The following is a 24,251-nucleotide window of genomic DNA, read 5'->3' on the forward strand; positions in this document are numbered from 1 at the left end:
GAGGCGCGTCCGGGCAGGCCGCGACACGGGCGCCGCCCGCCGTCGTCGCGGCGCCCCGTTACCCGGTCGCGTAATTGACTTTTCTTTCCTGATCAAACTCCGGCTAAACCTTTAATGGATCTCAATTCGGTAAGGGCCGGCGCCTTACCTTCGGTGCCAAAAATGGGTCTGCCATTTTATGGAAGCAATACTGCAGACTGTCTCCCGTGGGTGCATCGGTGCTGCCAAGCGGGCCGCCATCGGTAGATCAGGTGGCGGACCTCGTCGCGAAAGGAAGAGAGCGCGGAAGCGTAACCGTCGATGACGTCGCCGCCGCGCTTGACCGATCCGAGTTGCCGTCCGACGCGCTGGAACGCGTCGTGCGGATGCTCGCCGAGAACGGTGTGGAGGTCCTCGAGCCCCAGGGCGACGACGACACCTCCCGCGCCGATGAGGAAGACGTTGGCAAGCGGGCGCCGACCAGCGATCTGGTCCGCATCTACCTGCGGGAGATCGGCCGGGTGCCCTTGCTGACGGCTGAGGAGGAGGTGGAGCTCGCCAAGTCGATCGAAGCCGGCCTGTTCGCCGAGGACAAGCTGGCCAACGGGGTGTCGCGCCTGGCCTTCCCGGAGTTCAGGGAGCTCGTGTGGCAGGGCACGAGAGCCAAGCAGCGCCTCATCGAGGCCAACCTCAGGCTCGTGGTGTCGATCGCCAAGCGGTACGTGGGACGGGGCATGCTGTTCCTGGACCTGATCCAGGAGGGCAACCTCGGCCTGATCCGCGCGGTGGAGAAGTTCGACTACACCAAGGGCTACAAGTTCTCCACCTACGCCACGTGGTGGATCCGGCAGGCGATCACGAGGGCGATCGCCGACCAGGCCCGCACCATCCGGATCCCCGTCCACATGGTGGAGACGATCAACAAGCTGGTCCGGGTGCAGCGCCAGCTCCACCAGGACCTCGGCCGCGAGCCCGTGCCCGAGGAGATCGCCAAGGAGATGGATCTCCCGGTCGACAGGGTGGTGGAGATCCAGCGCATCGCGCAGGAGCCCGTGTCGCTCCAGTCGCCCATCGGCGAGGAGGACTCCGACCTCGGCGACTTCATCGAGGACGCGGACGCGGTCGTGCCCATGGAGGCCGCCGCCTTCATCATGCTGCAGGACCAGCTCGACGACATCCTGGCGACCCTGTCGGACCGCGAGCAGCGCATCATCCAGCTCCGCTTCGGCCTGGCCGACGGGCATCCGCGCACGCTGGAGGAGGTGGGCAGGGAGTTCGGCGTCACCCGGGAGCGCATCCGGCAGATCGAGTCGAAGACCCTGGCCAAGCTCCGCCACCCGACCAGGGCGCAGATGCTGCGCGACTACCTGGACTGACCGTTCCAGGCGTACGAGGGGCCCGGAGGCGAACCTCCGGGCCCCTCGTACGCGTGACGGGCCCCTCGTACGCCTGACAGCCGCTACGAGCAGCCCTCGAACTGGGGGACCGCGAGCGTGGACAGGTCCACGCCCGCCTTGCCGAACCAGTCGTGCAGCAGCCGCGAGGCCGTGCCGTCCTGGTACATCTCGGTGATGGCCCGGTTGACCTCCTCGCAGCCCTCGACGTCGCCCTTGCGCATGCCGACCCCGGTCCGCTGCTCGTTGAACTGGGCGTTGGCCAGCTTGAGGCCGGAGCCGTCCCGGATGGCCAGGCCGGCCAGGATGATGTCGTTGGTCGTGATGGCGTCCACGCGGTCCTGCTTGAGCGCCGCCAGGCACGCCGCGTAGTCGGGGAACGGCACCACCTGCGCGGCGACCTTGCGCTCCTCGACCACCCGCTGGGCGGCGTTGGAGCCCTTGACCTCGCAGATGCGCCGCCCCTTCAGGTCGCGCACGTTGCGGATGCCGCCCTCGTCGCGCCGCATCAGGATGTCCTGGTAGGAGATGTGGTACGGCCCCGCGAACAGCACCTTCTGCTTGCGGTCCATGCTGATCGTGTACGTGGCCAGCACCAGGTCGGCCTTGCCCGAGGTGATGGCCTTCTCGCGCTCGGCGGCGAGCACCGGCTTGAAGCGGACGCCCTTGCCGAGCTTGCGCGCGATGTAGCGGGCCACGTCCACGTCGAAGCCCTCGAAGGTGCCGTCGGCCTTGCGGAAGCCCACCGACGGCAGGTCGGGGCGCACCCCGATGACGATCGTGTCCGCGTCCAGGACCGACTTCGGGCCGCCCGCGGCGCACCCGCCGGCCAGCAGCCCGGTGACGGCCAGCAGCGCGCTCAGGCCGAGGACGACGGGGAAGATCCGCTTCATCGGTACTCCTTCAGCCGGGGCCACACGCCCGCGAGGACCAGCAGCGCGATGCCGCCGATCGCGAACGGGAGCAGCCGCCACAGGTCGTCCAGCGCCCGCTCGCCGTCGCCGACGGCCCGCCGGAAGGCGTCCTCGTGGCCGCGCGACAGGGTCAGCAGGGCGCCGTCGTAGGTGTCGAACGCCTGCCGGACCTCCCCCAGCCGCGCCGCCACGGCGTCGTCGGCCCGCCCGGCCGCGGCGAGCGCGCGGAAGCCGGTGTCGGCCCGCTGGAACGCCTGGTAGGCGCTCAGCGCCCGCTCGCCGTCCCGGCCGCCGAGGCGCTCGCCCATGAGGCCGAGGTAGCCCTGACCGGTGACGGCCACCTTGGCGTGGTAGGCGTCGAGGTTGCCCGCCGGCAGGTAGAACACCGTCAGCGCCTTGTCGAGGTAGGTGTGCTCGTAGGTGTCGGCCCGGACCTTGTCGAGCAGGTAGCGGCTCTGGTCGCCCTGCATGCTGTTGCTGATCGCCCGGGCCCGCGCCACGTTGAGCACCGGGTCGAACCCCTGGGTCTTGGCCGCCCGCAGGTCGCGCTCGTCCTGCCCCAGCACGCTCGCCCCGGCCACGAGCGCGACGGCCGTGGCCAGGGTGGCCGCCAGCAGCGCGAGCCCGAACACCCGCCGAAAGCGCCGCGCCAGGTACACCTGGAGCCACACCAGGCAGGCCAGCGCCACCAGCCCGGTCACGATCACCACGACCCGCAGCGCCGGCACGGTGACGCTCTTGTCGTCGTACGTGCGGCGCACGATCGTGCCGCTCTCCAGGGTCAGGTTGTACGCCTGGGGGAGCAGGACGAGCCGCATCAGGTCGGTGGCCTGCCGGTAGACCTCGACGACCTTGTCCGGCGGGGCGCCGGCCGGGTGGCGGGCCTGGGAGTCGAGCAGCAGCGCCTGCCCGACCAGCCGCTCGTAGCGGCCGAGCCCGTCGAGCACCGACTGGACGGTCCGCCGCTCGGCGGGGTCGTCGCCGGACAGCTCGAACGCCTTCATCAGCGCGTCGTTGGCCTCGGAGCGCCGCCGCTCGTAGCGGGCCAGCGCCTCCTGCCGCTGCCTGCCGTACCCCTCGCCCATGAGCAGCGCGTCGGCGATCTGCGCGTCCATGTCGCTCAGCCCGAAGTACAGGCCGGCGGTGGCGAGGACCTGCGGACCGGCGTCGCGCCCGATGACGCGCAGGCCGTCGCGGGCGGCGGCGCTGCCCACCGCGAGCGAGCCGAACAGCAGCGCCAGGGCCGTGACCGTGACGCCGGTGATGACGCGGATCCTGCGGGGCACGCTGCGCCGCGGCGGCGGGGGCTGCCGCACCGCCGGGACCGTGACGCCCGGTGGTGGGGTGGACGGTGGCGGGGTGGACGGCGGCGGTGCCTGGACGGTGGTCACGGCGTTCCCTCCCTGATCGTGATGACCGTCCACGCGCCCACGTGGATGCGGTCGCCCGCCCCCACCGGGACGGGCACGTTGACGGCGACCGGCTTGCCGTTGACCCGCGTGCCGTTGGCGGAGCCGGGGTCGACGAGCGCCCACGATCCGTCCTGCTGCGCGAGCAGCACCGCGTGCAGGTGGGAGACGCCCGGGTCCTCCGGCGGCCCGGTCAGGTCGATCTCCGGCTTGACGGGGCGCTTCCTGCTGCCGCGTCCGATGCGCACCTGGTCGCCGGCCAGCGGGAAGGAACGTTCCGGGCAGTACGGCGGGAAGGCGATCGCGTGGGCGTCGGGGCCGCCCTGGCCGACCATCTCCTCGTAGTAGGCGCGGTCGGCGCCGGTGACCGCCTCCCAGCGGGCCGCGACCACCTGGACGCGGGGCGGCGCGCTGCCGGAGTAGTCGTGGCCGCACACCTCGCAGTACTGGCCGGCGCGCGGCGTCCGGCAGACCGGGCACTCCTCCACCGGCCCCTGGGCCGCCGCGGCGGGGAAGGCGGGGGTGGCCTGGGCGGGCGGCCCGCTCTGGACGGCGGGGGAGGCGGCCATCTGGGCCCCGCAGACGTCGCAGTAGTCGTCGGCGCCCGAGGCGTGTCCCTGCGGGCAGGTGGCCATCAGGAGCCCTCCCCGCCCTGCCGCAGCCGGCTCGTGCGGACGGAGCCGGTGTCGAGCTCGATCTCGTCGGCCTTGTCCACGTTGCGGCGCAGCCGCGCCGTGCCGTCGTGCGGATCGACCTCGACGACCTTGTCGAGCAGCCGCGCCGTGTCCTCGCGGCCCGACTCGGCCGCGATCTGCCGCGCCTTGGCCAGGCGGGCCGTCGCGACGTCCACGTCGCCCGCGGACCGCGCGCTCAGCCCCTCCTGGATCAGCTCGTGCAGCTCGGCCTGGCCGGTGTAGTGGGCGACCTTGCGGTTGATCCGGGTCGACTGGGCCAGGTCGTCGGTCCACTGGGCGAGCACGTTGCCGCTGGCCAGCACCTCCTGGGTGTCGGGGCGCAGCAGCTTCACCCAGCCGGCGCGGATCTCGGTGCCGATCTGGCCGGGCGGCACCTCCACGCACAGGTGGTACTCGCGGCTCTCCGCGCCCCAGGAGCCGGTGGGGTAGTCGCCGGTCAGCGGGTTCACGTCGGTGCGCTTGCCGGTCAGGTCGAGCAGCGTGGGGGAGACCTGCTTGACGAACTTGAGGGTCGCGGTCTGCGGCACCCACACCCGGATGGCCAGCTCGGCCACGGTCTTGCTCATCGACTCCTGGGTGATGCGGTTGAAGAAGACCGCGAGGTCGCTCTGATCGCGGACGAAGTCGAACGTGCCGAGCAGCGCCTCGGCCACCTTCCGCAGCTCGGCGGGCGCCCAGTCGGAGCCCACGCCCAGGCTGTCGCACACGAACCGGCCCGAGCAGGCCGACAGGGCGCGGGCGAAGGCGTCGCCGCTCTCGTTGTTCTGCCCGTCGGTCATCAGCAGGGCGTGCCGGATCGCGTCGGGGTGCCGGTCGAGCAGGTCGCGGGCCAGCAGCAGCCACTCGCCGATGGACGTGCCGCCGTTGGCCGACAGCTTGCCGATGGCGGCCTGCGCGTCGGCGCGGGTGGCGCGCGAGGCCCGCGCCATCGTGCGGCCGCGCGGGTAGACCACGCGGGCCGTGTCGGTGCCGGCGATCACCGCGAAGTTCACGCCGTCCCGCAGCGCCTGCACCGCGGCGGCGGCGGCCTGCCGAGCCTCGCGGATCTTGCCGCCGCTCATGGAGCCGGACGTGTCCACGATGATCACTTCGGCGGCCTCGGCCGGCACGGACGTCGTCGTCGTGACCGCGTCCGTGGAGGAGCCCGTGGTGGAGGAAACGGTGAGGATGGCGTGGACCTCACGCCCGTCGAGCGGCAGGTACTTGTTCTGGTCGATCTGGAGCGAGAAGGCGGGCTGGTCACCCATGCTGTCCTCCTAGGGGGATCAGGACGATGGTCACGTTGTCGTGGCCGCCGGAGCCGAGCGCGTGGCGCAGCAGCTCGCGGGCGAGTTCGGGAAGGGCGGCGCCGGGGGAGACGGCCTCGCCGGGGACGGTGTGGCCGTCCAGGTAGCGCCACAGGCCGTCGCTGCACACCAGCAGCGCCCCGGGGCCGGACGGTTCGAAGACGCGGACGCTCGGCTTCCAGTCGCCGGCGTCGGCGCCGAGCCACGCGGTGATCTCGCCGGTGGAGATCGCGTGGTCGTCGGTCAGCCGCACCCCGGCCACCGGGCCGGATCCGTACGGGAGCCAGTAGACGCGGGTGTCGCCGGCCCAGGCGAGCGTCGCCTTGCCGCCGGACACGACCGCCGAGACGTACGTGCAGGCGGGGGCGTCGTCGGGGGAGGACGCCAGCTTGGCCACCGCCCGGCCCGCCAGCTCGAACGCCTCCGCCGGGCTCATCCCGCGGGCCAGGGCCGGGGCCGCGGCCTCCACCGCCGCGGCCGACGCCTCGTCGGCGCGCGGCGAGCTGCCCACGCCGTCGCACACCACCGCCACGGTGACGTCGCCGGCCTCCAGCAGCGCCATCGCGTCCTCGTTGCGGGCCCGGCGCAGCCCCTTGTGCGTCACCGCCGCCGCGCCGCCGGGAAGCGTGAGCTCCGCCTCGTCGCGGCCGGTGGGCTGGCGCAGCCCGCACCGCTCGCAGTAGCCGTCGGCGTCCACCGCCTGCGCCCCGCACGCGGCGCAGGCCGGGGCGTCGAGCGGATGGCCGCACGCCTCGCAGAAGGCGTGGTCGGCCAGCACCGGGGTCTCACAGACGGGGCAGGTCACAGCCACGTCCGGGGGCGTACGGCGTTGGCCCGGTCGATGAGGTCGTGGCGTTCCTGCCGGGTGTCCGCGGCGACGGCCAGGCGGCGGAGGATGCCCTCCAGCCGCTCGCGCAGGCCCCGGTCGGTGAACGGCGCGCCCGCCACCGTGAGCGCGTGCGGCGCCCCGCCCGCCCCGGCACTGGCGGTCGAGGCGGTCAAGGCACCCGGCGGCACGCCCGTGGCGCGCAGCCAGGCCAGCGCCGCCTGGAGCAGCTCGGCCGTCATCGCCTCGCGGCGGCGCGGGTCGAGGTCGGCCAGGTCGTCCAGCCGGTCGGCCGCCGCCGCCAGTTCCTCCGGGCGCAGCGCCTCCGGCCGTGCCGCCCGCGCGACCGACGCCACCAGGGCGAGCTGCGCCGCCACCCGGTGCGACGACGTGACCGGCACCTCGTCCAGCACCCCGGTCCGGCCCGCCCGGGCCAGCCCGAAGGCCGCGCTCACATACCCGTGGTCGGTGCGCCACACGCTGTCGTACCAGGGGGAGGCGTCCTTGCCCGAGCACTCCAGGGCGAAGGCGAGCGCGAGCTTGGGCGCGCACTCGCCCGGCAGCGTGGAGAAGCACGCGTCGAACAGCGGCACGGCCCGCGCCGCCTGCCCGAGCGCCAGCTCCAGCACCCCGCGGTACCAGGTGACCCGCCAGTCGCCGGGCAGCGCCCGCTCGGCGTCGTCGAGGGCCTGGGCGGCCCCGTCGGAGCCCTGCTCGGCGAGCAGCCGGGCCCGGGTGAGCCAGGTCTCGGGGGTCTGCGGCATCGCGGCCACCTGCGTGACGAGCTGGCCGGGGTCGCGCCCGACCAGGCCCGCCAGCGCGCCCGCCGCCGGGTCCTCCGGGTCGGCGAGCGGCACGGGCAGCGCCGCGGCCGCCGCCCGGGGCTCGAGCCGGTCGAACACCCGGGTGGTGTCCGCCGACAGCGCCGCCCCCGCCGCGAGCCGCTCCGGGCCGAACAGCGGGGACAGCGCCGGGTACGGGCGGCCGTCGGCGATCGCGCTGACCTCGCGCAGCACGCCGACGAGCTGCGCCTCCATCTCCTCGGCGCTCTGGAACCGGGCCGCCGGGTCGGCGGCGGTGGCCCGGCGCAGCAGCCGGATGAACGACTCGGTGCCGAAGCTGTCGGGCAGCGGCGTCTCGACGCCGTTCCTGGCCGGGCTGAACGACGGGATGGCCATCACCGCCAGCGTCCGCCCCACCGTGTAGAGGTCGGAGGCCACGGACGCGGGCCGGGTGTCCAGCTCGGGCGCGTGGTAGCCGAGCGTGGCCCACGACGAGCCCGCCGGGGAGCCGGCGCGCTGGACGGCGCCCAGGTCGATGAGCCTCAGCTGCTTGCCGACCCGGATCACGTTGGCCGGTTTCAGGTCGCAGTAGACCAGGCCCTGCTCGTGCAGGTACGCGAACGCGCGCAGGATCTCGCGGCCGTACATGAGGGTCTCGCGCAGCGGCTGCGGCCCCTGACGGCGCAGCTCGTGCAGCGACTGGCCGCCCACGTACTCCATGACGATGTAGCCGAGGCCGGCCGACCGCTGGAAGTTGAAGATCTTGACGATGTTGGGGTGGTCGACCGAGGTGAGGAAGCGCCGCTCGGCCTCGGCCGCGGCCAGCGCCTCGGCGTCGGCGGTGTTGAGCAGGCCCTTCAGCACCACCCAGCGACCGTCGAGGTTCTCGTCGGCGGCCAGGTACACCCAGCCGAGGCCGCCGTGCGCCAGGCAGCCCAGCACCCGGTACTGGCCGCCGACGAGGTCGCCCTTGCCGAGCTTCGGCGTGAAGGAGAACTCGCGCCGGCAGTGCGGGCAGAACCCGGCGGTCAGCCCGGGCCGGCCGTCCCGCGAGCGGCCGATCGGCTTGCCGCAGTCGGGGTTGGAGCAGAAGCGCTTGTCCTCCGGCACCTCGGGGTTCGCCATGACGGCGACGGCCGGGTCCCGGTAGGGCACCGACGGCAGGTCGGCCAGCTCGGGCAGCGCTCCCGCGCGGGAACGGCCGGTGCTGATCGGGCCGGTGAGCGGCCGGCTGGGGGTGGGGGCGTCGAGGTCGGACTGCCCGCCGGAGGGCGACCCGCCCGCGCCGGAGGACCCCGCGCCCGCCCCTGGACCCGTTCCCGTGCCCGCGCCCGGCCCGGAGCCCGTGGCGGGGCCGGATAAGGGGGCCGCCGGGGTCTCGGGGTGGCCGCACAGGTCGCAGTAACCGTCCTCGATCGTGCCCGTGCAGCCGGGCTGCCGGCATCCGCTCATCGGCCACCTCCGTGGATCGCGCGCTGGTACAGGTCGACGGCCTCGGCCGCCTTCGTCAGGTCGCAGGGCGCGGTCCACAGCAGCAGCCGCGCCCGCTCGTAGAGCCGGGTCGCCTCCGGGTCCTCCGCCGTGCCCCTGCGCACGGCCATGGCCTGGCAGGCGCCGAGCCGGCCGCGCAGCTCGTCGCGCCTGCCGAGCAGGCCGAACATCGCCGTCGCCGTGGCCAGGGCCTGGTCGGCGGCCTGCCGTGCCGCCTGCTCCAGAGCGGTGAGCCGCCGGGACCGGGCGAGCCAGTCGTCGGCGGAGGCGTCGAGCGCGGCCAGCTCGTCGCTCAGGGCGTCCATCCGGCTCCTCGGCGCCGCGCGGGCCGGCAGGGCGATCTTCACGACCACCGCGCCGTGGGCGAGCCGGGCCTCGCTCTCGGCGGCCCGTACCCTGTCCAGCGCGGCGGCCAGGTCCTCGCGTCGCCGGCCGTACTCGCGCCTGGCCCGCAGCGCCTCCTCCAGGTCGGCCCGGTGGGCGGCGAGCAGCCGGTCGATCCGGTCGAGGTCCTGGGGGGACGGCGGCGCGCCCAGGGGGTCCTCCAGGACGGATCCCCGCATCCGCCGCACCTCGCCGGCCACGCCCCCCGGCCCCGCGCCGGTGTTGTCGGCACCCGTGCGGCCCGTCCCCGGAGCGCCCGCCGGCCCGGGAGGCTGCTCGGGGCCGGGGGCGTCCGGCGCGTCCAGCTCCCGCTGGAGTGCGGTCACCTCGCGTAACAGCGCGTCGGCCGCGTCCAGCCGGGGCAGCGCCGCCGACCAGACGGCGTCGATGTCCGCCAGCACGTCCGTGACCTCCTGGAAGGAGGCGTCCATGCGGGCCACGGCCTCGTCGAGGGTGAGCCGCTCGTCCAGCTCGGGCAGCAGCGAGCGCTGCTCGACCGGCTTGACCGCGGCCTTCAGCACCACCGAGGGACCGGCCAGCAGGCCCGTCATGGCGGCGAGCTGCTCCGAGCCGAGCCGTCCGCGTGACGCACGAATCCGCTCGGCGTCGCGAAGGACGCCCCGGTAGGCGTCGTACAGCGTCCACAGCGCTGCCAGGGCGGCCTGGCCGGCGGCCCAGCGGCGCTGGGTGAGGCCCCGCAGCGGGGCGCCCTTGAGGAGTTGGTAGGTGGTGTGCGATTCGAGGTCGAGCAGGTGTCCCGAGATACGGTCGCGTTCCTCGGTCCGGGCACGCAGTGCGTACTCGGCGCCTTCCCTGCTCATGGGTGGTCCCAGGCTCATCCCGCTCCCCCTGAAGAGGGTCCCCGATCCCCCGCTTTTACCGGCTTAACGGGAGTCGAGGTGGGTTGGTTCCAGCAAGTGGGGGAGGTCCCTGACATGACCCTGATTGAACCCTGTGTCACCTGCAAGACGCTTAAAGGATCTTTTATCGTCAAAGCATGGGACGCATTCTTCTGATCGCCGCGGCCGTCATCGCCGCGCTCGTGCTCATCGGCCCGCTGCTGGGCCTCGCCCTCACCCTCCTGAAGTGGGGCCTCATCGTCGGCCTCGTCGCCGCAGGCGTAATGCTTGTGTCAAAGTGGACGAAGAGGACATAGCTTCCGCACGCCGGGCGGCGCATAGTAAATGAATGGATGCGCGGCCAGCGGTCGACGACGCCGCGCTCGGGCGTGAGGCGCTGTCCGTGCTCGACGCGAACTGGACGGGCACCGCCACCGTGCCCGCGCCCGGCCTCTACCCCCACCAGTGGAGCTGGGACTCCGCGTTCGTGGCGATGGGCCTCGCCCGGCACCGCCCCGACAGGTCCCGCGCCGAACTTCTCAGCCTCCTCGCCGGGCAGTGGGCCACGGGGATGATCCCGCACATCGTCTTCCACACGCCCGAGGCGTACTTCCCCGGGCCGTCCGTGTGGCGCTCGCACGACCACAGGGCGGCGCCCCGCGTGCTCACCTCCGGCCTCACCGCGCCACCCGTCCACGGGCTCGCCCTGTGGTGGATCTACCGGCACACCGGAGACGTGGACTTCGTCCGGCACGCCTACCCGTCGCTGGTCGCGCAGCACCGCTACCTGGCCACCACCCGCGACCTCGGCGGGGCCGGGCTCGCCGCGATCGTCCATCCCTGGGAGTCCGGGATGGACGACAGCCCCGCCTGGGACCAGCCGCTCGCCGCCCTGCCCGAGATCCGGTACGGCTACCGCAACCTCGACCTCGACGAACGCCACCCCGACAGCGACCACGACCGCTACGTCTGGCTCGCCCTGCGCTACCGCGACGCCGGCTACCGCGCCGAGTACCTGCGCGACGACCACCCGTTCGCCATCGAGTGCCCGCTGTTCAACGGCATCTGGCTGGCCTCCTGCCAGGCGCTGGCCGAGCTCGCGCCGCTCGTCCGCGCCGACCCCGCCCCGCACGCCGAGCGGGCCGAGCGCATCCGGCGCGGCCTGCTCGACCGCCTCTGGGACGGCTGCTTCTACGCCCGCGACCTGCGTACCGACCGGCTCATCCCGATCTGCACCGTCGGCGGGTTCGGGCCGCTGCTCGACCCCTGGCTGCCCGGCGAGCACGTCGGCGCGCTCGTCGACGTGCTCCAGTCCGCCCGGTTCATGGGCGCGACCGGCTACCCGGTGCCGAGCTGCGAGATCCGCGCGTCCCAGTTCGACCGCACCCGCTACTGGCGCGGGCCCTCCTGGGTGAACACCAACTGGCTGCTGCGCCGCGCCGCCTCCGTGCACGGCCTCGGAGCGCTGCGCGACCAGCTCACCAGCGGCACGCTGCGCCTCGTCCGGCAGGCCGGGTTCCGCGAGTGCTTCGACCCGTTCGACGGCAGCGGGCGCGGCTGCCGCGACTTCTCGTGGAGCGCCGCGCTGACCCTCGACCTGCTCGCCGATAACGTGGGGCCATGAGCCTGCTGCGCCGCCTGCCCTCCGACGTCCGCAAGTCCCTGGCCACCGAGCGGGGGGAGCGGGTGCTCACCTTCGCCGGCTCCGAGGGCGGCTACGTGGTCGCGACCGACCGCGCGCTGTTCCTCTCCGACGGCACGCGGGTGCCGTACGAGACGGTCGACAAGGCGTCGTGGGACGAGGAGGGGCTGCGGGTCCTCACCATGGACGGCGCCTGGCACCGCGAGCGCATCACCGAGCCGCGGCTGCTGCCGGAGACCGTGCGGGAGCGGGTCAACTCCACGATCATCGTCAACAAGCACGTGTCGCTGCCCGGGCGGGGCGGTGTGCGGCTGGTCGCCCGGCGCCGGCCCGGCGGCGACATGCTGGGCTGGACCCTGGTCTTCGACGACGGCCTCGATCCCACCGACCCCGGCCTCCGGGCGCAGGCGGAACAGGCCCTCGAGGGCGTACGGCGGAGCATGGGGGTCTGACGGGGCCCAGGGGAGATCGCATGGGTCTCGCCGCGGAGGTCGCGCACGGCGCCGGTGGCGGCGCCCGGGCCGGCGACGCTGCCTATGATCATCCGGATGAGGCGTCTCGCTCTGATCCTTGCCGTGGTCGTGGCCGGGTGTTCATCCACACCGCCACAGCGGGTCGCCCCCGCTCCGACCGCCTCAGCGGCCCCTCTGCCCGGCGGTCTGCCGCAGCAGAGCTATTCGCCCATCGCCGCCAGACCCGCCCAGTGCGTCCAGCCCTCGTCCAAGGTGGGCGACATCCGGCCCGCCAGGGGCGCCAGGCCAAGCTGGACTCGGGTGTCCACGCTCCCTGACGCCAACATCGTCGGGGACTTCGACGTCGCGCGCGACGGCGCCGTGTGGATGCAGACCTGGTGGCTGAACGAGCAGGAGCCGCAGATCCGGCGCTGGTACGCCGGCCGGTGGGAGAGATTCACCCGGCCGTCCGTCGCCGTGGACCGCATCGGCCGTCTCGCCGCGATCTCGGCCGACCAGGTTCACCTGATCGGCACCACGAGCAACAGCGTGGCGGAGATCCACCAGACCGGGAAGAGCCGGATGCTCGTCAGCACGCTCCAGAACGGGCGCTGGCGCGACATGGTCGTGGCCGACCCCGCCACCAGGGGCCTGGAGGCGGAAGCCTCCTTCGTCGCCCGCGGCACCTGGGCCTTCGTGGGCGATCCCATCGCGATGCGGTGGGACGGCCGGGGCTGGACGACCCACCGGCTGCCCGGCGAGACCCAGGTCGTCGCTCTCGGCGGTGAGGGCGACGACATCTGGGCGCTGCGGGCCGACCAGGACGACGCCGGCACAAGGCCGGTGCTGCTGCGCTGGGAGGGCCGCGGCTGGCGGCCGATCGAGTTGCCGGCGCTGGGCGGGCCGGCGCTCGGCAGCTCGCCCACTCCGCTGCTCGGCGATGTGGCGGTGAACGGGCCCGCCGATGTCTGGGCGACCGGTTACGTCGGCTGGGATGAGAACAACGAGGAGTACGCCGACGAACCCCTGCGCGCCCGCCTCTTCGTCCTGCACTGGGACGGCACGTCATGGACCTGTTCCTGGGGGCCGATGAGCTGGACCATCGGCGACGCGGAGCCGGACGGCAAGGGCGGGCTCTGGGTCACGGCAGGCCCGGAGCACCGGCCGGAAGAGTTGTGGCACCTGTCCGCAGGACGCTGGACCGAGGAACGACTCCCCGCGCCCCCGGGCAGACTGGCCTTGGTCACCAAACTGGTCAAGATGCCGGGGACCGCTCGACTCTACGCGGCCGGCTATGTGGGCCTCCGCGACGACCCCGGCTTCGGCATCGCCCGCACCCAGCACGCGACCCTCTGGACGACCGGCGAATGAGGTGACGTGCTGTTCCGGGGCGCTCGGCACGGCGGTCGAACAGCGTTGATTCCCGCATGCGGCAGCTGCGTGTGCGGGCCGCTACGCGCCGGGGAGAGGCCCGGGGCGGGCGCGTGGGCGGCCTGCAGGGGCCGCCGCACACGCCCGTCGAACCCCGGGAGACCGGCCGTCCGGTGGCCGGTGCGCGCGGGGACGCGCCCGGCCGGTCAGTAGGGGATGCCGGTCTCGTCGGGCTTCTTCTGCCGCATCGTGGGGTCCTCGGGCCAGCCGGTGCCCGTGTCGTGGTCGTGGCCGCCGAGGAAGGGGATCTTCTGCTGCAGCGTTCCACCGACCCGGTCGCGGGCCACGCCGGCCACCTTCGACACCTGCGCGCCCATGACGCCCGCGGCCTCCTGGACCCTCGGATCGTCGGCCACACGCTGGGCCATCTTCTTGATCTGCTCATACCGCTCGCGGCCGGCCCGGCTGCCGAGCACGTACCCGACGGCCATACCGACGGCGAATGTCATTCGATATCGCATTTCGCACCTCCGCTGACACCCGGCCTACCCCGATGACGATGCGACACGCACTCCAGGAGTGCGCTAATCTAGTCCTGCGCCGAACGGAAGGGGCCAAAAAGCCCGCCAATCAGCGCGAACGAGCGATCCCGCGTAGCTCAACGGCAGAGCAGCCGGCTGTTAACCGGCAGGTTATAGGTTCGAGTCCTATCGCGGGAGCTTCGTAGTCCTGAGGGACGCGCATCTCAGGCCCCCGGTCCTAGCTCTAGGACCGGGGGCCTGAGTCGTTTCCGGGAGCCGCGACCCGGCTGACTCGCCGGTCCTGGTGGCTGGGTTCATGATCCCGGCACCGTGGGCGACGACCGGCCGGACCGGGTGCCGTCCGACGATCCAGGTGCCGGTAGGCGGTCTGCGGGGTGGTGGGCGCCGAGTGGCCGACGAGATCGGCGATGCGTTCCACCGGGACAGAGACAAGCCAAGGGCGGGCGCATGCTCACAGTCCGCGGTCGCGCCTGAACCTCTCCGGATCCAGAAAGTACTGGAAGGCGTCACTCGTGGCTTTGACGGTGACGGGGTCCTCCAGGGGTGCGGGCCATATCTGCAGGTAGTGGTCATCGACGGCGTCGAGGGTGCCCTCCATGTCCATGCCCTTGACGTGATACCGGATGCGGTAGGTCCCGGGCCCGGCCGGAAGAGGAGGAAGGGGACACGTCACGGGCGCGTCGTAGTGAAGCCGGACAGCTCCACTTCGCCCGACACGGACACGTAGCTGACTTCCACGATGTCCACGTAAGTGGCGAGATCGGCCCCGGGGTCCCGCTCGGCGACTGTCACGGTGAAGTCGGCCGGCCCCCACTGATGGGTGATGTGAAGGGTGACCCAGCCCTTCTCCGCCTCGATGATCGCGGCGGACTGGACGGGTGCCTCGGGGGCTTCGCCGAGCTCCTTGTCCCCCAGGCCGGCGACGCCGCAGTCGGCGACCTCGACCGTCAGGCGTACGGTGCGGCTCTCGTCGTCGCTCATGAGCGAGGAGCGTAGATGCCGCCACCGACAGGTTCACGCTTTGTAGCGGTAAGGTCACACTTTCTGGCGTTTGCCGTGACAAGGCCAGGGTGAGCCGCCAGGATGGGGTGGCCGTGCCCCGGGAGACCGGGACGCGGCGGCCGCGGACAGGCCGTGTGGGCGGTGTGGAGAGGGCGCCGCCGGCAGGAGTGTGCCGCCGACCCGGAATCGGCGGGGTGCTCCGTGAGAGAGAAGTGCTGGTTTCTGCGTGCGTACCTGGATCAGATCTCTCCGTCCCTTCGACTCGATCGCCGTGCAGACGCTCATCGAGCGGACCATCGACGTCCGCGAGGCCGAGCGCTTCATCAGGCTCTTCCACGCGGAGAACCCCGCCGCGGGACCCCCGCACGCCCGGCTGCGCGAGGTGGCCGCCGACATCGCCCGATACGGTACCTACGCGCACACCTTCGCCGAGCTGGAGTTCGGTGCCCGGGTGGCCTGGCGCAACAGCAGCCGCTGCATCGGCCGCCTCTACTGGCGCTCGCTGCGGGTGCGCGACCGTCGGCAGGTCACCAGCGCCGAGGGCGTGGCGATCGAATGCGTGGAGCACCTGCGCGAGGCCACGAACGGTGGCCGGATCAGGCCCACCATCACGGTGTTCGCCCCGGACGTGCCCGGCCGGCCCGGGCCCCGGGTGCTGAACGAGCAGCTCATCCGCTACGCCGGATACCGCACCGCCGACGGACGGGTGGTCGGCGACCCACGCCAGGCGGACTTCACGGACCTGGTCAGGGCGTCGGGCTGGCGCGGCGCGGGCGGCCGGTTCGACGTGCTGCCGCTGGTCGTGCGGTCCGGGCGCGGCGGGCCGCTGCTGTGCACCCTGCCGGGCGACGCGGTCCTGGAGGTGCCCGTCGTCCACCCGCACTACCGGTGGTTCGAGGACCTCGGGCTGCGCTGGCACGCCGTGCCGGCCATCTCCGACCTGTGCCTGGAGATCGGCGGGATCTGCTACCCGTGCGCGCCGTTCAACGGCTGGTACATGGGTGCGGAGATCGGCGCCCGCAACCTGGCCGACGTGGACCGCTACGACCAGCTCCCGGTGGTGGCGGACCGGCTCGGGCTCGACACCTCCACCGAGCGGTCGCTGTGGCGCGACCACGCGCTGGTGGAGCTGAACGTGGCGGTGCTGCACTCGTTCGAGCAGGCGGGGGTGACGATGACCGACCACCACACCGAGGCGCGGCGTTTCCTCACGCACCTGGCGCGGGAGGAGAAGGCGGGACGGGTCTGCCCGGCGGACTGGTCGTGGATCGTGCCGCCGATCTCCGGCGGGACGACGCCGGTGTTCCACCGCTACTACGACAATCCGGCCCTCACTCCGGCGTTCGTGCGCCACAATTGACCCTGTCTTGCCGCCCGCGGATAGAACATGGTTCTGTTTGCGTATGGAAGAATTTGTGCTCTCCTCCATCGACCGGGGCGTGCTGACCCTGACCTTCAACCGTCCCGACCGGCTCAACGCGTGGACGGTCCCCATGGGGCGGCGCTACTTCGACCTGCTGGAGGAGGCCGCGAAGGACCCGGCCGTGCGGGCGATCGTGGTCACCGGCGCGGGCCGGGGCTTCTGCGCGGGCGCCGACTTCGGCACGCTCGGCCAGATCCGCGACGGCAGCCACGACGAGGAGCTCGACCCGCGGCCGAACACGTTCCCCACGACCATCGGCAAGCCGATCGTCGCCGCGGTCAACGGCGCGTGCGCCGGCCTCGGGATGGTCCACGCGCTCGTCTGCGACGTGGTCTTCACCGCCGACGAGGCCAAGTGGACCACCGCCTTCGCGCGCCGCGGCCTGATCGCGGAGTACGGCCTGGCGTGGGTGCTGCCCCGGCTCATGGGCCAGCAGCGCGCCATGGACGTCCTGCTGTCGGCCCGCGTCTTCACCGGCCGGGAGGCGTACGAGATGGGGTTGGTCAACCGGTCGGTGCCGGGGGAGAGGCTGCTCGCCGAGGCCCAGGAGTACGCCCGGGAGCTGGCCGGGCACAGCTCGCCCGCGTCGATGGCGGTGATCAAGCGGCAGGTATGGCACGACTGGGAGGTCACGCTGGCCGAGTCGGCCGCGAGCGCGTTCACCGAGATGGTCGCCAGCTTCAACCGGCCCGACTTCGCGGAGGGCGTCGCGTCCTTCCTGGAGCGCCGCCCTCCGGAGTTCCCGTCCCTGTGAGCGTCAGGCGCGGCGGCGGGCGCCCGGACTGGGGACCGCGGGCAGGAAGCGCGGGGCCCGCCAGCCCCGCTCGGCGTACGCGGCGGCGACGCTCTCCTGGACGCTGTCGAGACGGTCCTCCGCCACCAGGGCGATCGCCGAGCCGCCGAACCCGCCGCCCGTCATGCGCGCCCCGCGGGCCCCGCCCCGCACGGCCGCCTCGACCGCGACGTCCAGCTCCGGCGACGACACCTCGTACTGGTCGCGCAGCGACAGGTGCGAGGCGTTGAGCAGCGCGCCGATCTCCGTGACGGCGCCCGCCCGCAGCAGGCCGATCAGGGCCTCGACCCGGTGGTTCTCCGTGACGACGTGCATGGTGCGCTTGCGCTCGTCGCCCTGCAGCCGCTCCAGCGCGCCGGCCAGGTCGGTGACGTCGCGCAGCGCCTCGACGCCGAGCTTGCGGGCCGCCGACTCGCACTCGGCGCGCCGCTTGGCGTACTCGCCGCCCGCGTGCTCGTGGTGGACGCCCGTGTCGATGATGAGCAGGCGCAGCCCGTGGGAGGCCAGGTCGAGGGGGATGGAGCGGGAGCCGAGCGAGCGGCAGTCGAGGAACAGCGCGTGGCCCTCCTCGCACAGCGCCGAGGCGGCCTGGTCCATGATGCCGCACGGCATGCCGACGAAGTCGTTCTCGGCCCGCTGTGAGAGCAGGGCCAGCTCCATGGGCGTCATGCCGAGGCCGTGCAGGTCGTTGAGCGCGCACGCGACGGCGACCTCCAGGGCGGCGCTGGAGCTGAGCCCGGCGCCCTGCGGCACGTCGCCGTCGATCGCGATGTCGGCGCCCGGCACCGGCTCGCCCAGCCGGCCGGCCAGCATGGCGAGCACGCCCACGACGTAGCGGGTCCAGCCGCGCGCGTCCTCGTGCCGTTCGATCGTGATCGGCTCGCCGTCGGACTGGAGGGACAGCAGCCGGATCGTGTGGTCCTCGCGCGGCGTGACGGCCGCCGTGACGCCCCACGGCACGGCGAAGGGCAGGACGAATCCGTCGTTGTAGTCGGTGTGCTCACCGATCAGGTTGACACGGCCCGGCGCGTGCCAGACCGTCCGCGGGTCCGCGCCGAACGCCGCGCGGAAAGCTTCAACAACGCGCATAACCGAACACTCCTCAACAAAGGCCCGACCGTAGACTAGCGCGGGTGAAGGAGCTGCTGGATACAGGCCTCGGCTCTGTCCGGGTCTTCCTGAAGCGGGACGACAACAAGGCCCGCAAGCTGAGGTACAACCTCGGCCATCCGCGGGTGCTGACCTTCGGCGGCGCCTACTCCAATCACATCAGGGCGGTCGCCGCGGCGGGGCTGCGCCACGGGTTCGCGACGATCGGCGTCATCCGGGGCGAGGAGCGGCTTCCGCTCAACCCGTCGCTGGCGCACGCGGCCTCCCGCGGCATGACGCTCACGTACCTGGACCGGGACACGTACCGGCGCAAGCAGACGCCCGAGGTGGAGGCGGCGCTGCGCGAGCGGTGGGGCGACGTGCTGATCCTGCCGGAGGGCGGCAGCAACGCGGCGGCCGTGCGCGGCTGCGCCGAGCTGCCCCCGGAGATCGAGGCCGAGTTCGAGGACTCGACCGGCGGGGCCTACGACGTCGTCTGCTGCCCCGTCGGGACGGGCGGCACGCTGGCGGGCATCGCGGCGGGGCTGCCGGCGGGCCGGCGGGCGCTCGGGTTCGCGGTGCTGAAGGGCGCCGGGTTCCTGGCGGCGGAGGTGGCGCGGCTCCAGCGCGAGGCGTACGGGCGGGTGTGGGACAACTGGTCGATCGACCTCGACCACCACTTCGGCGGCTACGCCCGCACGACGCCGGAGCTGCGCGCGTTCGCCGCCCGGCACGGGGTGGAGGAGGTGTACGTGGCCAAGATGCTCCTCGGGATCGTGGCCCGGGCCCGGAGCGGCGGCTTCACGCCCGGCACCCGCGTCGTCGCGGTCGTCACCGGTGAGCCCTTCCCGCCGATGTGACGGGTCAGCCCTCGACGCTGGTCGCGTGGTGCGGCGCGCCCACCGGCTTGGACTCGGGTGAGCCCCGCTGGCGCAGGTAGATGGACAGCACCACCATCGACAGCACGGCCAGCAGCTCCGACTGCCAGTTCTGCAGCGAGCGGTCCCAGAACTCCGACGAGGTCACGTACCAGCTCCAGTTCACCGGGTCGCGCAGGTCGGTGATCCGCTCCGAGTTGTAGGCCGCCAGCCCCGCCACCGACTGCGCCAGCCACGACAGCACGAAGATCGCCCCCATGACCAGCCCGAGCGAGTTGCTGTACACCCAGAGCCGCAACCCCCGGACCCGGGCCCAGCGGGGCGAGTCCTTCTCGGCGTGCTCGCCGACGAGCTGCTCGCGGTCGGGCTCGGGGCCCTCCTCGCCCGGCTGCTTCGACTCGGGCGAGCCCTTCTGGACCAGCCAGACGGTCAGCGTGATGAACAGCAGGAACTGGAGGTACTCCGACTGCCAGTTCTCCGCCACGTCCACCGCGAACGACGACGAGGTCACGTACTTCCAGACCGACACGGCCTGGAGGCCGTTGACCAGCTGCTCCTCGTTGTAGTGGGTCGCCCCCGCCCACGCCTGGCCGGCGAGCGCCAGCAGGAACATCACCAGGAACGCCAGCGACAGCGCGTTGTCCTTGATCCGCCTCATGCGTCCCCCTCCGGCGCGCTCACTGGTGGGCCAGCCCGATCGCGAAGAAATACACCAGCCCGACCGCGATCAGCGTCAGCGTGAGCCAGAACAGCACCCGCATCAGTCCTCCACCTCGCAGTCGTAGGGGAGGTCGTGCCTGGGCTCGCACCCGGCGGCCGTGACCCGCCAGCCGTCGGAGAACTGGTGCAGGAACACCGTGTCGCCCGCCATCCGCACCAGGGCGTCGTCGCCCCAGACCTCGATCCCGGTGACCCGGCCGCCCGAGTCCAGCTTCAGCGCGGCCAGCGCCTGGGCGCACGTCTCGTCCGGGTCGGGCAGCTTCTCGGCGGTCGTGCGGGTGAGCATGGCGCAGGCCGCCGCCTCCTGGTGCGCCGCCACGGCGGTGTGGAAACGCACCGCCGCGCGGGCGGGCGAGGCCGTGTCCACGCCGCAGCCCGCGGTCAGCGCCAGCCCGGCCCCGAGCAGGGCCACCGCCCACGGAGATCTCATGGGCCCTCTGCTACCCCGGCGTGCACGAGACATGCCGCGCCGTGACGATCTCGCCGACCGGCTGGGCCGAAACGCCTGTGACGTGGGTGACACCTGGGTAGTTTTTTCACTTTATTGGGTGACTCGGGAGTCGATATGACGTCAGAACAGCTCGCCGCGGCCATGAAGCGCTGGGAAGAGGGGGATCTCGGCGGCGCCGCCGTGCTGTTCCGGCAGATCGCCGCCACCGGCGACCCCGAGGCGTCCCACCTGCTGGCGTGCCTGCTGGAGGAGCAGGGCGACCTCGACGGCGCCGAGGCCGCCCACCGGTCGGTGATCCAGTCGGGCGACCCGGTGTTCGGGCAGCGCTCGGCCATCGCCATGGGCATGATGCTGGTCGCCGCCCGGGAGTGGCCGGCGGCGTACCGGGTGCTGACCATCGCCTCCGACGGCGCCGACTTCGAGGTCGCCGCGCTCGCCGACACGGCGCTCGTCCTGGTGCTGACCGAGCTGGGCGACGCCGCGGGCGCGACCGAGGCGCTGGAGCGGGCCCGCCGCTGCGACAGTCCCTCGGTGGCCGAGCTGGCCGACCGGCTGGAACTGCCCGTCTTCGAGTGGGCGGACCCCCGCACGCCCTGGGAGCTGTACGAGCGGGCGGAAAGCGAGGAGGACTACCGCGAGCTGTTGATCTGCGGCGATCCCGAGGTGGTGTCGCTGTCGGCGTTCCGGCTGTACCGGATCCACGCCGACGAGGGCGACTTCGCCGCGGCCCGGGAGGCGTGCGAGCACGCCATCGCCGTGGGCCACCCGGACCACCTCACCATGGCGTACAAGCTGCTCGGGGCGGTGCTGGTCGACCTCGGCGAGTACACGGAGTCGGTGGCGGCGTACGCCAGGGCGGCCGAGGACCCCCGGCCCGAGGTGCGCCTGCCCGCCCTCATCGAACAGGCCAAGGTCATCGCCCAGCTCGGCGACATGGCGGCCACGCGGGCGATCTTCGAGCGGGTGATCGCCAGCGGGCAGCGGGACTACGCCCTCGAGGCGCGGGCCTGCATGGCGCAGCTCCACACCGAGGCGGGCGAGGTGGACGAGGCGCTGGCGGCGCTGCGGGCGGTGTTCGCCGCCGGGGAGTCGCCGTGGGCGTCGGTCAGCGCCACGCTCCTCGGCATGCTGCTGGAGCAGCACCCGGAGCGCCGCGAGCCGATCATCGAGCTGGCCGGGGCGATCGCCGGGCATCCCGACCCGGACGCCGCGTTCAAGGCCGGGCTGCTACTCGACCACGACGCCCGGCAGCGGCCGCGCGCCGACCCGGTCGAGGAGCGGGCGCTGCGCGACGTCGACGGCGCGCTCGCGCTCCTCCAGGACGGCCGCCTGGACGAGGCCCGGCGGCTGCTGCGCGGCGCCGCCGACTCGGGCGCGGGCACCCAGGCCGTGCGCGCCATGCTCGCGCTCGCCCAGCTCGAGCTGGCCGAGGGGGATCTCGACCAGGCCGACGAGCTGCTGTCGTACGTGGCGGAGGGCGACGACGTGGTCGGCGGGTTCACGGCCGCGTTCATGCTGCACCTGCTGCGGTCGCCGGCGGCCGGGGAGACCGCGCCGCATCCGGTGCTGCGGGCGATCCTCGACCACCAGCGGCTCGGCCGGGAGGAGGGGCTGATCGGCTACCGGACGGCCATGGCGCACCCCGACCCGGCGGTGGCGGCGATCGCCACGGCGGTCCTCGCGCAGGTGCTGGCCACGACCGGCTACGACGTGTCGGAGGCGGGCAAGCTGTTCCTCACGGCCGCCGGTGCCGGGGACCCGCTGGCGTTGTCGTACGCGGCGCTGGTCTTCCGGGAGATCCTCGAGAGCCGCGGCGAGAACGGGGAGGCGGTCGAACTGCTGCGCCGGGCCCGCGCGGAGGGGCACCCGGTGCTCGCCCCGTGGGTCGGGTACGCGCTGGGCGGGCTCATCGACGGGCAGGCGGAGAGCCTGGCCGAGGCGCGCCGGGCGTACGAGGCGGCGCTGGAGGCGGGACACCGGGGGCTGCGGGCGGAGGCGGCGGGGGCGTTGCTGCGGGTGTTCGAGCTGCAGGGGGATCTCCTGGCGGCGTGCCGGCTGCACGAGCGCATGATCGCGGAAAGCGGGGAGAGCGGGGAGGGGCCGGCGGCGCGGCACGCGGTGCTGCTGGGGCTGACTCTGGTCCGGCTGGACGACCTGGAGGGCGCCCGTGCGGCCTTCGCCCTGGTGCCGGAGGACGCCGGCGCGGCCGGGGGGCCGAGCGAGGAGGCGGTGCTCGGTCGTTACGCGCGGTGCCTGCTGGACGGTGACCTGGCCGCCGCCGGGATCGCCATGGCCGCCCTGTCCCCGGATGACGGAGGGCCGACGGCCGCGCTGCTCGGCCTGGAGTGCGCGCACGCCTGGGCGCGCGCCGGGCGGGCGACCGACGCCGGCGCGGTCCTGTCGCTCCTGCTGGAGCACGGGCATCCGGAGTACCGGGAGCAGGCGGCCTGCCGGCTCGGCGCGTTGCTGGGCGAGACGGGGGACTGGCGCGGCGCCCTGGCCGCCTGGGAGCGCGCGGCCGGCGAGAGCCGCGGGCCGGCGGTCGTGGCGCTGACCGGCATGGGCCAGGCCCTGCACCGGCTCGGCGACCTCGACGCGGCGGCCGAGACCCTGTCCCGGGCGCTGGAGGAGGCGGCCGGGGAGCCGGGGGCCGGGGCCGGGGACCCTGGTGAGGCGTCGGAGACCGCGATGCTGCTGGCCCGGGTGCTGGCCGAGCTCGGGCGGGTGGGGGAGGCGCGTGAGCTGCTGGACACGCTGACCGGGGAGGCGGCCCCGCTGTACCTGGCCGTGTTCCTGCGCGACGGGGGAGAGCGCGACGGGGGAGAGGCCGCGGCGGCCCTCGCGGCGGCCCTCGCGGCGGCGGAGGAGGCGGAGGGTGTCGTACCGGAGGACCTCGCCGGGTGGGCGGCCCGGGTGCTCGGGGCGGCGCGGGCGGCGGCGGGGGACCCGGCGGGGGCTCGGGCGGCGTTCGGGCGGGCCGCCGAGCTGGACCCGGACCTCGCCGGCGAGATCCTGCTGGACGGGGCCGACGCGCTGGCCGAGGCCGGCGACGAGGAGGGGGCCCGTGCCGCCTGGCGACGCGCGGCGGAACTGGGCGGGAGCCCGCTCGTGACGGTCGTGGCCCGCCTGCGGCTCGGCCTGGCCACTCCGGAGGAACGCCCCGCGGCCCTGGCCGCGACCGGCGACGTGGACGGCGCCTTGGCGGCCCTGGGAGAGCTGGGCGGCTCGACGCCTTCGGTGCTCGCGCCTGCCGCCTCCGTGGAGGCGGCCGGGGCCGGGGATCGGTCCGGCGGGGCGGCCGGTCGTGCCGAGGAGGGGGAGCCCTCAGAGGTACGGGGCCTTGGCGGGCGTGGTCAGCGGCTGGAGGGGGTCACGGCCGTTGGCGGCGGCTCGGGGGGTGAGGCCGGTCCGGGGAAGGCGTACGCGCTTGTGCTGGAGGTGGCGCGGGAGCTTGGGGGCCGGGCCGGTGAGGTGCTCCACCGGCACGTCGCCGAGCGCGCCGACGCGGCCACGGCCGCCCGGGCGCGGCTCGCGCTGGGCGCGCTCCTGTCGGGCGAAGGCCGTCACTCCCACGCCGAGCTGTGCCTGCGGCCCGTCGCCGAGGCCGCCGACCCCGGGCTCGCCGAAGCGGCCGACCCCGGGCTCGCCGAGGCCGCCTGGCGCGGGATCGCCGTCGCCCGGCATGGACGGGGCGACCTGGCCGGTGCCGCCGACGCCCTCAGGCACGCGATGCCCGCCACCGCCCTCACCCTCGCCGGCCTGCTCGACGACCTCGGCGACGCCGGCGGCGCCGGGAGGGCCCTCGCCGCCGGGGCCGCGGCGGGCGACCTCGCCGCCCTGCGTGGCCTGCTGGTCCACCTGGTACGGCACGAGCACTTCGAGGCCGCCG

Annotated in this window: 22 protein-coding genes and 1 tRNA gene; 10 read left to right on the plus strand and 13 right to left on the minus strand. The window is 73.7% G+C overall.

Features of this window, described 5'->3' with window-relative positions:
• The first annotated feature begins 218 nt into the window (after positions 1-218).
• Complete coding sequence (gene rpoD, locus AB0H81_RS32285) at positions 219-1,355, plus strand: RNA polymerase sigma factor RpoD (RefSeq protein ID WP_175600241.1); 1,137 nt, start codon at positions 219-221, stop codon at positions 1,353-1,355.
• Between the two features lie 83 nt (positions 1,356-1,438).
• Here rpoD and AB0H81_RS32290 read toward each other — a convergent pair whose 3' ends face one another.
• Genes AB0H81_RS32290 through AB0H81_RS32320 form a run of 7 tightly spaced genes read right to left on the minus strand, consistent with a single transcriptional unit; the run spans position 1,439 to position 9,981 of the window.
• On the minus strand, positions 1,439-2,266 hold the full coding sequence (locus tag AB0H81_RS32290; protein ID WP_358382124.1) for a glutamate ABC transporter substrate-binding protein: 828 nt from the start codon (positions 2,264-2,266) through the stop codon (positions 1,439-1,441).
• Positions 2,263-3,678: a hypothetical protein gene (locus tag AB0H81_RS32295; RefSeq protein WP_358382126.1), complete on the minus strand. Its 1,416-nt coding sequence runs from the start codon at positions 3,676-3,678 to the stop codon at positions 2,263-2,265. Before AB0H81_RS32295 ends, AB0H81_RS32290 begins: the two co-directional genes overlap by 4 nt.
• The gene (locus AB0H81_RS32300) at positions 3,675-4,331 is read right to left on the minus strand and encodes an FHA domain-containing protein (protein ID WP_358382127.1); all 657 of its coding nucleotides are present in this window, start codon (positions 4,329-4,331) and stop codon (positions 3,675-3,677) included. The genes AB0H81_RS32295 and AB0H81_RS32300 overlap by 4 nt, the downstream gene beginning before the upstream one ends.
• Entirely contained in the window at positions 4,331-5,638 is a 1,308-nt protein-coding gene (locus tag AB0H81_RS32305; RefSeq protein WP_358382129.1) for a VWA domain-containing protein, read from the minus strand. Before AB0H81_RS32305 ends, AB0H81_RS32300 begins: the two co-directional genes overlap by 1 nt.
• Positions 5,631-6,488, minus strand: coding sequence for a protein phosphatase 2C domain-containing protein (locus AB0H81_RS32310; protein ID WP_358382131.1), 858 nt, complete (start codon positions 6,486-6,488; stop codon positions 5,631-5,633). Before AB0H81_RS32310 ends, AB0H81_RS32305 begins: the two co-directional genes overlap by 8 nt.
• On the minus strand, positions 6,479-8,737 hold the full coding sequence (locus AB0H81_RS32315) for a tetratricopeptide repeat protein (RefSeq protein WP_358382133.1): 2,259 nt from the start codon (positions 8,735-8,737) through the stop codon (positions 6,479-6,481). Before AB0H81_RS32315 ends, AB0H81_RS32310 begins: the two co-directional genes overlap by 10 nt.
• Positions 8,734-9,981 (minus strand): hypothetical protein, encoded by a 1,248-nt coding sequence (locus AB0H81_RS32320; protein ID WP_358382135.1) that lies wholly within the window; start codon positions 9,979-9,981, stop codon positions 8,734-8,736. The genes AB0H81_RS32315 and AB0H81_RS32320 overlap by 4 nt, the downstream gene beginning before the upstream one ends.
• A gap of 176 nt (positions 9,982-10,157) precedes the next feature.
• On the opposite strand from AB0H81_RS32320, the gene AB0H81_RS32325 reads away from it, so the two are divergent.
• From AB0H81_RS32325 to AB0H81_RS32340, 4 genes are all read left to right on the plus strand, one after another.
• Positions 10,158-10,316: a hypothetical protein gene (locus AB0H81_RS32325; RefSeq protein WP_358382137.1), complete on the plus strand. Its 159-nt coding sequence runs from the start codon at positions 10,158-10,160 to the stop codon at positions 10,314-10,316.
• Between the two features lie 32 nt (positions 10,317-10,348).
• The gene (locus tag AB0H81_RS32330) at positions 10,349-11,623 is read left to right on the plus strand and encodes a hypothetical protein (protein ID WP_358382139.1); all 1,275 of its coding nucleotides are present in this window, start codon (positions 10,349-10,351) and stop codon (positions 11,621-11,623) included.
• Positions 11,620-12,093 carry a hypothetical protein gene (locus tag AB0H81_RS32335; protein WP_358382141.1) on the plus strand — a complete coding sequence of 158 codons (474 nt, stop codon included), beginning with the start codon at positions 11,620-11,622 and terminating at the stop codon, positions 12,091-12,093. Before AB0H81_RS32330 ends, AB0H81_RS32335 begins: the two co-directional genes overlap by 4 nt.
• A 96-nt stretch (positions 12,094-12,189) precedes the next feature.
• Positions 12,190-13,464 carry a hypothetical protein gene (locus tag AB0H81_RS32340; RefSeq protein WP_358382143.1) on the plus strand — a complete coding sequence of 425 codons (1,275 nt, stop codon included), beginning with the start codon at positions 12,190-12,192 and terminating at the stop codon, positions 13,462-13,464.
• A 206-nt stretch (positions 13,465-13,670) separates the two neighbouring features.
• Here AB0H81_RS32340 and AB0H81_RS32345 read toward each other — a convergent pair whose 3' ends face one another.
• Positions 13,671-13,985, minus strand: a complete 315-nt coding sequence (locus AB0H81_RS32345; RefSeq protein ID WP_358382145.1) for a YtxH domain-containing protein — start codon at positions 13,983-13,985, stop codon at positions 13,671-13,673.
• Between the two features lie 126 nt (positions 13,986-14,111).
• Here AB0H81_RS32345 and AB0H81_RS32350 point away from each other — a divergent pair.
• Positions 14,112-14,183, plus strand: a tRNA-Asn gene (locus AB0H81_RS32350).
• A gap of 274 nt (positions 14,184-14,457) precedes the next feature.
• On the opposite strand, the gene AB0H81_RS32355 is transcribed toward AB0H81_RS32350, so the two are convergent.
• Positions 14,458-14,679, minus strand: coding sequence for a hypothetical protein (locus AB0H81_RS32355; protein ID WP_358382147.1), 222 nt, complete (start codon positions 14,677-14,679; stop codon positions 14,458-14,460).
• Entirely contained in the window at positions 14,676-14,987 is a 312-nt protein-coding gene (locus AB0H81_RS32360; protein WP_358382149.1) for a hypothetical protein, read from the minus strand. The genes AB0H81_RS32355 and AB0H81_RS32360 overlap by 4 nt, the downstream gene beginning before the upstream one ends.
• 247 nt (positions 14,988-15,234) lie before the next feature.
• Between AB0H81_RS32360 and AB0H81_RS32365 the strand changes: the two genes are divergently transcribed.
• The gene (locus tag AB0H81_RS32365; protein WP_358382151.1) at positions 15,235-16,368 is read left to right on the plus strand and encodes a nitric oxide synthase oxygenase; all 1,134 of its coding nucleotides are present in this window, start codon (positions 15,235-15,237) and stop codon (positions 16,366-16,368) included.
• A gap of 43 nt (positions 16,369-16,411) precedes the next feature.
• A complete protein-coding gene (locus tag AB0H81_RS32370; RefSeq protein ID WP_358382153.1) occupies positions 16,412-17,185 on the plus strand; it encodes an enoyl-CoA hydratase-related protein in 774 nt (257 codons plus the stop codon).
• Between the two features lie 3 nt (positions 17,186-17,188).
• Here the strand turns inward: AB0H81_RS32370 and galK are convergent, their stop codons facing one another.
• Entirely contained in the window at positions 17,189-18,313 is a 1,125-nt protein-coding gene (gene galK, locus AB0H81_RS32375; protein WP_358382155.1) for a galactokinase, read from the minus strand.
• Positions 18,314-18,357: 44 nt separating this feature from the next.
• Between galK and AB0H81_RS32380 the strand changes: the two genes are divergently transcribed.
• Positions 18,358-19,173 carry a pyridoxal-phosphate dependent enzyme gene (locus AB0H81_RS32380; protein ID WP_358382157.1) on the plus strand — a complete coding sequence of 272 codons (816 nt, stop codon included), beginning with the start codon at positions 18,358-18,360 and terminating at the stop codon, positions 19,171-19,173.
• A 4-nt stretch (positions 19,174-19,177) separates the two neighbouring features.
• Here the strand turns inward: AB0H81_RS32380 and AB0H81_RS32385 are convergent, their stop codons facing one another.
• Positions 19,178-19,849: a DUF6766 family protein gene (locus AB0H81_RS32385; protein ID WP_358382159.1), complete on the minus strand. Its 672-nt coding sequence runs from the start codon at positions 19,847-19,849 to the stop codon at positions 19,178-19,180.
• A 102-nt stretch (positions 19,850-19,951) separates the two neighbouring features.
• The gene (locus tag AB0H81_RS32390; protein ID WP_358382161.1) at positions 19,952-20,341 is read right to left on the minus strand and encodes a hypothetical protein; all 390 of its coding nucleotides are present in this window, start codon (positions 20,339-20,341) and stop codon (positions 19,952-19,954) included.
• Positions 20,342-20,476: 135 nt separating this feature from the next.
• Between AB0H81_RS32390 and AB0H81_RS32395 the strand changes: the two genes are divergently transcribed.
• A partial coding sequence (locus AB0H81_RS32395) for a tetratricopeptide repeat protein (protein WP_358382163.1) occupies positions 20,477-24,251 on the plus strand: 3,775 nt, incomplete at its 3' end.

This window comes from Nonomuraea sp. NPDC050691, from assembly GCF_040654455.1.
GTDB lineage: Bacteria > Actinomycetota > Actinomycetes > Streptosporangiales > Streptosporangiaceae > Nonomuraea.